We start from the raw sequence: 6284 nt of genomic DNA, 5'->3' as shown, positions 1-6284 counted from the left end.
AATGTTGCGAAACGCCTGATTCATCTGGCCCATGGTGTCGTAGGACGTCATCTGCGCCATCCCACTCCAGCCCGCACCGGCGATGTTCTGCGAGGACGCCCACATCTTGCGGGCCTCGTCCTCCACCGTCTGGGCGTGCATGTCGAAACGGCCCGCCATCGACCGCATCTCGTGCGGATCAGTCATAAAACGTGTCGGCATATCCCTATCTCCTTATTGGTAGTCATCCTGAAACTCCGGTCGCTGTGACCTAACGGGACGAATGCCCCTTGTTCTCGTCACGTGTCATGCGGTGCATGTCCGTTGGTCGGCAGGTACACGATGGCCGGCGTGTATCCGGGGGGCGCGTGTCCGTTCGTCGAGAATCCGGCGGGCACCGGATACGCCGCGGCTGGCGCGGATGCCGGGTCTGGCGGGTATCCGGCGGCCGGCGAGCGCGCCACCGCGGTGAGGCGCGGCGCATATTTGGAAGCAAGTGCACCGCCTACGCCCGCTGCGGCGGCCACCCCTGCGGCCCGCGGTAGCCCGCCCATCATCATTGGTAGCCCGGCTGCCATTGGTAGCCCACCTGTCGCGCCCAGATTGACGCCCGGCAACGGCGACGCCAACGGCATGCCACCCAGCATCGCCGCCTGAGGTGTCGCGGCCCAGCCCCAGCTCTGCGGCACCGACAACGTGCCGACTGAGGCCGCATCGCCTAGGCCCGCGAAACCGCCCAAGTCTTCAGCGAATCCTGACCCCAGCGAACCCCCGGCGTCCGCCGCGCCCGCGGCGGCATCCGCCCCCGCCGCATCCCCGGCCGCACCTCCTGCGTCGGCTAATGCGGCTGCGGGGCTGAAGGCATTACTGATCGGCGTACCCATAAGGGGCGCGAGCGCGTTGGCGCCCATAAACATGCCGAAAAACCCTGGGAGATCAGCGTATTCGGTAACCACACCTTGCAGAATGCCTGAGAGCGAGAGCCCGGACGACGAGGACGTAAGCCCTCCTAGGACCCCTGTCGTGGACGTCCCGGAGGAAGACCCACCCAGAAGAGAACTCAGAAGTCCCGAAAGTCCCGACGTCGATGACGTTGACGAACTCGGCGACACGAGGCTCTGCATCGTCGTCTGAATCGAGGAGAGTAGCTGCGACAGCGTTGACTGCGCTCCCGCGCCAGTCGACGTGCTGGTGGCCTGGGCAACGGCGGCCGCCTGCACGGCCGACCCGGCCTGGTTGGTGGTCTGCGGTGCCGCGGTAAATGGCGTCACCTTCGCGGCCGCCGAATTCGCGGCATAGCCGTACATCGCGGTGGCATCCTGGGCCCACATCTCGCCGTATTGGGTCTCGGCGGCCGCTATTGCCGGTGTGTTCTGACCGTAAATGTTCGTCGCGACCAGCGACGCCAGCTGAGCGCGATTGGCGGCGATCTGCGCCGGCGGCACCGTCATTGCGAACGCTGCCTGGTAGGCGGCCGCCGCCGCCCCGGCCTGAGTGGCCGTCTGCTCAGCTTCCCCGGCGGCGGTGTTCATCCACGCCACATAGGGCACCGCAGCGGCCGCCATCGCTGTCGACGATGGACCTGTCCATGATTCGTCGGCTAACTCCGAAATCACCGATCCGTACGAGGATGCGGCGGAACGCAATTCGGCGGCCAACCCGTTCCAGGCCGTCGCAGCGGCCTGCATCGAGCCCGACCCCGGCCCCGAATACATCCGCGCGGAGTTGAACTCTGGTGGGAAAGCCCCGAAATCCATGGCTGAACCTTCGGCTGCCTACAGCGCCGCGGCCGCATTGGCGGCCTCGGTGGCCGCATACGATCCGGCGCTGATACCCAGCGTGTTCACAAACATCTCGTGAATCGCTGCGGCTTGGGCGCTGACCGTTTGATACATGCTGGCGTGCGTGGCGAACTGAGCCGCAGTCAGCGCCGACACCTCATCGGCGGCGGCGGGGACTACCCCGGTGGTGGGAGCCGCCGCGGCCGCACTCCCGGCCATCATTGCAGAACCGATGCCCTGCAAGCTGCCGGCCGCCGCCGTCAACACCTCTGGCTGCGTGGTCACAAACGACATGTGCTCCTCCTAACGGAAGCAAACGCATACGGTTACCGCGGTTACCGCGGTTACCGCGGCTCCGGGTGCGACCGTATGTGTATACCAATGATGCACCTGAACTAGTAGAATACATACTAATTGGCATCGTGTAAACGGAAATCCCAAACCTATAGTCTTTAATAGCATGCAAGACATGCATACACCCGGGATGGCAGCGGAGAACAGACTGCGGACCAAGCAAGGGCTCCGACGGAGACAGCGCCGCCCTGAGGTGGGTCAGCACGCGTCGCGCGCCCAGCACGACAACTGCAAACCAGCACGACCCGCCTGCCGGGTGATCGAGTCGGAGAAGGCCATCTGGCCTATTGAGCGGATGCGTGAGCTGCGGGAAGTATCACGCTCAGGTTCTAGCGGTGGCGCGCGGCACTTGACCGCGGCATGCCCCCGCGGGAGCGACGAGCTGGATTCCAAGGTTCTCCACGTCACACGGGCCGCTGACGGCGTCTACGATGCTCCGCCGATCCTGGCCGACCTGCGCGCTGCCGGTGAGCGGGTGTCCCGCAAGACGGTGGCGGGCTGGCTACGCCGTCAACACCCGGCCGAGATCAGCCCGTGCACGTTCGCTCCGCCGCCACGGTAGCCGACCCCTACGTTGCGCTACCGAAGGACCTGGTCGGACGCCGATCCGACACCGGAGTCCTGGATCGGGTGTGGACGTCTGATATCGCCTATCCGCGCACCGGGCAGTGCCGGCAGCATTTATGCGCGGTCCGGGATGGCTGCTGCGGGGCCGCGTTTGGCGCTTTCAGATCTGGGCGCGTGCAGCCGGGCGGGGATCGAGGCGACCGCGCAGCCAGTCGACGGTGCGCTTGATGCCGTCGGTGAGGTCGGTGTCGGGTTTCCAGCGCAGCACCCGACCCGCCAAGGTCGGGTCCAATGCGCTGGCTTGAACTTCGCCGGTGCGGGCTTCGGCGTGATCGGGCGGACGCGAGACGCCGACTACCTCGGCGATCAGCTGGTGCAGCTCGGTGACTGTCGTCTGTACGCCGGTGCCGATGTTGAAGGTGCCGGTCGTCGTGATCGGCGCTTCCGCGGCGCACAGGAAGGCAGTCACGACGTCGTTGACGTAAACGTAGTCGCGGGTGGCGCTGCCGTCGCCGTAGATGGTCGTGGGACGGCCGCAGATCATCGCACTGCCGAAGACGGTGACCACGCCGGCTTCCCCGTGCGGGTCTTGGCGTGGCCCATAGACGTTGGCCAGTGCCAGACAGATGGGTGCCAGCCCGTACATGCCGGCGTAGGCGCGCATATACAACTCGCCGGCGACCTTGGCCGCCGCGTACGGGGAAAGCGGGTCCACCGCAGTGTCCTCGGTGGCAGGCAAGGTGGCCGGTGCACCGTAGCGGGCGCCACCCGAGGAGGCGTAGACGATCCGCGGTACTCGCGCGCGCCGGCTCGCTTCCAGCAGGTTGATGGTGCCCAGCACGTTGTTACGGGCGTCGTTTTGTGGATCCTCGACGGAGCGGCGCACATCGATCTGGGCGGCCAAATGGAAGACCACGTCGGGGTTGGAGCCCGCCACGATGTCGGATAGCTCGGGGTGCCGGACGTCGCCCGCGACGAAGGTGAAGCGACCGGGGCCGTTGTGTTGGTGGGCCGACTCGAGGTTGGCGGCGGGGGAGCCGGCGCTGAGATTGTCGACTCCTGTCACCTGGTGTCCTTCCTCTAGCAGGCGGTCGACAAGGGTGGAACCGATGAATCCGGCAGCGCCGGTGACGAGGGTGCGCATTATCAGTTATCTCCAGTTCGATGGTGAAGTGTGGACGACGGCAACCGGTTTGAGGCGGAAACGGAGATGGCAGCGCGACGAGATCCCGCCGTACGGGCCCGGGCCGTACAAACCGCCACGCGGTGGTATGGGTCGGTCGCCTCGCGGATGTAGTTGCCAATCTGGCGCAACGACTGGTCTGCCTCCGGCACTATCGGTGCGGCGATCTGGAACACATGCATCTGGCCGGGCCACACCCGCAGCTGAACCGGTACCCGGGCCGCGGCCAGCCGCCGCGCGGCCAGCTGAGCGTCGTGCAGCAGGACCTCGGAACCGGATACATGGATCAACGTGCGGGGCAGACCGGCCTCGATGTGGTCGAGCGGCTCGAAGATCTCCTCGGGACGCTTGTTGCCTTGGGCCGCCTTGCCGATCAGGTCGACGAAGGCGTCAAACGCCTTGACCGGGAACATCGCATCGCTGCGGATGTTGGGGTGCGCCTGCTTGGAGGCCTTGGCGATCTGCATCAGCGGTGACATGCATGCGATGGCCGCGAGCTGCTCGCCTTCGTTGAGCAGCCGTTCGGCCAGCGCGAGGGACAGGTAGCCTCCAACGGAGTCGCCGGCCACGACGATCTGGTCGGGCCCGTAACCCCGGCTACGTAGCCACCGGTAGCCGTCATAGCAATCATCGATCGCCTCACCGACCGAATGCTTGGGCAGCATCCGGTAGTTCATCACCAGCACCGGGGTATCGGCGTACTTCGACAACCTGGTGACGAGCCGGTCATGCGTGTGGGCGCCACAGGTCAGAAAGCCGCCACCGTGCATGTACAACACGACGCGCCCGCGGCCGTCGGCAGGCAGAACACCGGCAGCGCGGACCAATCGCGCGGTGCAATGCGGCAGCCCAATCGTCGCCCGAACACTGCCCGGCGCGGGCTTCACAGCCCGGGCAGCGAAGTCGACGAGGCCCCACGGCCACGGCACGTGCGCCACGTGGCTGCCAATAGCCAGGGCCGGCCGGATAGTGAGCCGAGCTCCGAGACAGGCAAGCCGGCCAGCGACGCTCGGATCACCCTCCACGACCTCCCGAACTATCCCCGAGCCCCGCCCGTCGAACAGGATCGACGTTTCTGTAAGCGTTCGTTGTCCGTTTTGCATGGTCAGCCACCGCACTGATTTCCCTGGGCCGGTGCGGCGTTCGCGACGGGCGGTGACGCGGTCATCGGCGCACCGCTTGCGGTGCCGCGGCCCGCGCGGGCCCGCGCGCTTGACACGTCGGGCCACCCAGCGACGGTGTGAAGCACCGGAGCCACGTTGGTGGCCCACCAGATGTGGTGGTTTGGATGGGCGGCGCCCTTGCGCCATAAGTCGGCCACATGGTGCAGCCAGGTCAATAGAATGGCAACGCGCTCGTCGATGCGTACATCGATGCGCTGGCGGTCGCCGATGTCCGTGTCCGGCCGGTCGCGTGCGGCGCGCAGCGCGTTACGCTCTCGGTTTGAGAGGCCGCCCGCCCGTAGCCGCTCAGTGACGACTGCGCCGAAATCAGCCCGCTGCACCTGGCAGCTCGCGGTCAGGATCAACAGGTACTCGTCGATCAGCGCCGGCTGGCCCGGCCGCGCCCCGCCCCAGTTCACGATGCCGGTGACCGGGCCCCGCACGCCGGCTACCCGAACATTGCGGGGGGTGTAGTCGCCGTGCGTCCAGCTCACCGGCATACGTCGGCCAACGAGGGCCTGCCGCAGCATCGTTCCAACGTGGTCCACCTCGGGAACCAAGGGGGGATCTAGCCGCCGGCACATGTCCGTCAGGCCCGCCAGTGGTTCGAGGACCCATCGCCGCAACAAGCAGACGTTGTCGACGACGACGAACGTGGCAGTGCGCCGGTGCAGCGGTGCGATGGCGCTCAGGGCGGCAGCGGTCAGCTCGTCGACACGGCTCGGGTGGCGCGCCAACACCTCTGCCAGGTCTATTCCCGGCCGATAGGACTCCACGGACACGGTCGCATCGGTGCGCTCGTCAAAGGCCAAGGTCCGCGGCAGCAGCTCGCGCCACTCGTCGTTGAGTCCTTGGTGGAGGGCGAGTTCGGCGAGCACGCGCCGCTGCGTGCGCAGGTCCGCAGCTCCCAGCAGGCCGCGAGCCACCTTCAAAACCGCCGCGGGCGGTCCCTGCGCGGGCCGCAGCAGGACCACGGCCGTGTCGCTGACGAGTTCTGTCGGCGGCGTGCTTCGTTCGACGTCGATAAGACCGATCTGGAGATCATTGACGTCGATCAGCCGGGCCGACGAGGGTGGCGCCGTGAACCTGATCCGCCTGCTGCTCATTGGCCGACCAGCGCTGGCGCGGCTGGGCGTGCAGTGCTCGTCATGCTGTCAGCTCCGTCGGCACGGCCGGCGGTCGCCCTGCTGCCTGTCGCACCGCTTGGTAGAGGTGCCCGGAAACGCCGTCGCGGTGATGGCGCAGCACGGTTCGTAG

At 66.9% G+C, this 6284-nt stretch carries 7 protein-coding genes; 1 reads left to right on the top strand and 6 read right to left on the bottom strand.

The window, feature by feature from the left end; translation table 11 throughout:
• The 3 genes from VNW74_RS04610 to VNW74_RS04600 all read right to left on the bottom strand — a co-directional run.
• The coding region (locus VNW74_RS04610) for a WXG100 family type VII secretion target (protein WP_325675427.1) at window positions 1–201 on the bottom strand (201 nt) is incomplete at its 3' end.
• Between the two features lie 77 nt (window positions 202–278).
• Window positions 279–1736, bottom strand: coding sequence for a PPE family protein (locus VNW74_RS04605; RefSeq protein WP_325675426.1), 1458 nt, complete (start codon window positions 1734–1736; stop codon window positions 279–281).
• Between the two features lie 18 nt (window positions 1737–1754).
• Complete coding sequence (locus VNW74_RS04600; RefSeq protein WP_325675425.1) at window positions 1755–2054, bottom strand: PE family protein; 300 nt, start codon at window positions 2052–2054, stop codon at window positions 1755–1757.
• A 175-nt stretch (window positions 2055–2229) separates the two neighbouring features.
• On the opposite strand from VNW74_RS04600, the gene VNW74_RS04595 reads away from it, so the two are divergent.
• Complete coding sequence (locus VNW74_RS04595) at window positions 2230–2676, top strand: hypothetical protein (protein WP_325675424.1); 447 nt, start codon at window positions 2230–2232, stop codon at window positions 2674–2676.
• Between the two features lie 165 nt (window positions 2677–2841).
• On the opposite strand, the gene VNW74_RS04590 is transcribed toward VNW74_RS04595, so the two are convergent.
• From VNW74_RS04590 to VNW74_RS04580, 3 genes are read right to left on the bottom strand one after another with little or no spacing between them, the layout of a single operon-like run.
• On the bottom strand, window positions 2842–3825 hold the full coding sequence (locus VNW74_RS04590) for an NAD-dependent epimerase/dehydratase family protein (protein WP_325675423.1): 984 nt from the start codon (window positions 3823–3825) through the stop codon (window positions 2842–2844).
• Between the two features lie 2 nt (window positions 3826–3827).
• Window positions 3828–4967, bottom strand: coding sequence for an alpha/beta hydrolase (locus VNW74_RS04585; protein WP_325675422.1), 1140 nt, complete (start codon window positions 4965–4967; stop codon window positions 3828–3830).
• Between the two features lie 2 nt (window positions 4968–4969).
• Entirely contained in the window at window positions 4970–6133 is a 1164-nt protein-coding gene (locus VNW74_RS04580) for a phosphotransferase family protein (protein ID WP_325675421.1), read from the bottom strand.
• Between the last annotated feature and the right edge of the window lie 151 nt (window positions 6134–6284).

Source organism: Mycobacterium sp., from assembly GCF_035570115.1.
Classification (GTDB): Bacteria; Actinomycetota; Actinomycetes; order Mycobacteriales; family Mycobacteriaceae; genus Mycobacterium.
Note: the sequence above shows the minus strand (reverse complement) of the source record. Positions and strands in the feature narration are given on the sequence as shown.

Coding starts and splice junctions, on each gene's coding strand:
- VNW74_RS04605 (WP_325675426.1), bottom strand. CDS start 1,736: ATGGATTTCGGGGCTTTCCCACCAGAGTTCAACTCCGCGCGGATGTAT.
- VNW74_RS04600 (WP_325675425.1), bottom strand. CDS start 2,054: ATGTCGTTTGTGACCACGCAGCCAGAGGTGTTGACGGCGGCGGCCGGC.
- VNW74_RS04580 (WP_325675421.1), bottom strand. CDS start 6,133: ATGAGCAGCAGGCGGATCAGGTTCACGGCGCCACCCTCGTCGGCCCGG.
- VNW74_RS04585 (WP_325675422.1), bottom strand. CDS start 4,967: ATGCAAAACGGACAACGAACGCTTACAGAAACGTCGATCCTGTTCGAC.
- VNW74_RS04595 (WP_325675424.1), top strand. CDS start 2,230: ATGCATACACCCGGGATGGCAGCGGAGAACAGACTGCGGACCAAGCAA.
- VNW74_RS04590 (WP_325675423.1), bottom strand. CDS start 3,825: ATGCGCACCCTCGTCACCGGCGCTGCCGGATTCATCGGTTCCACCCTT.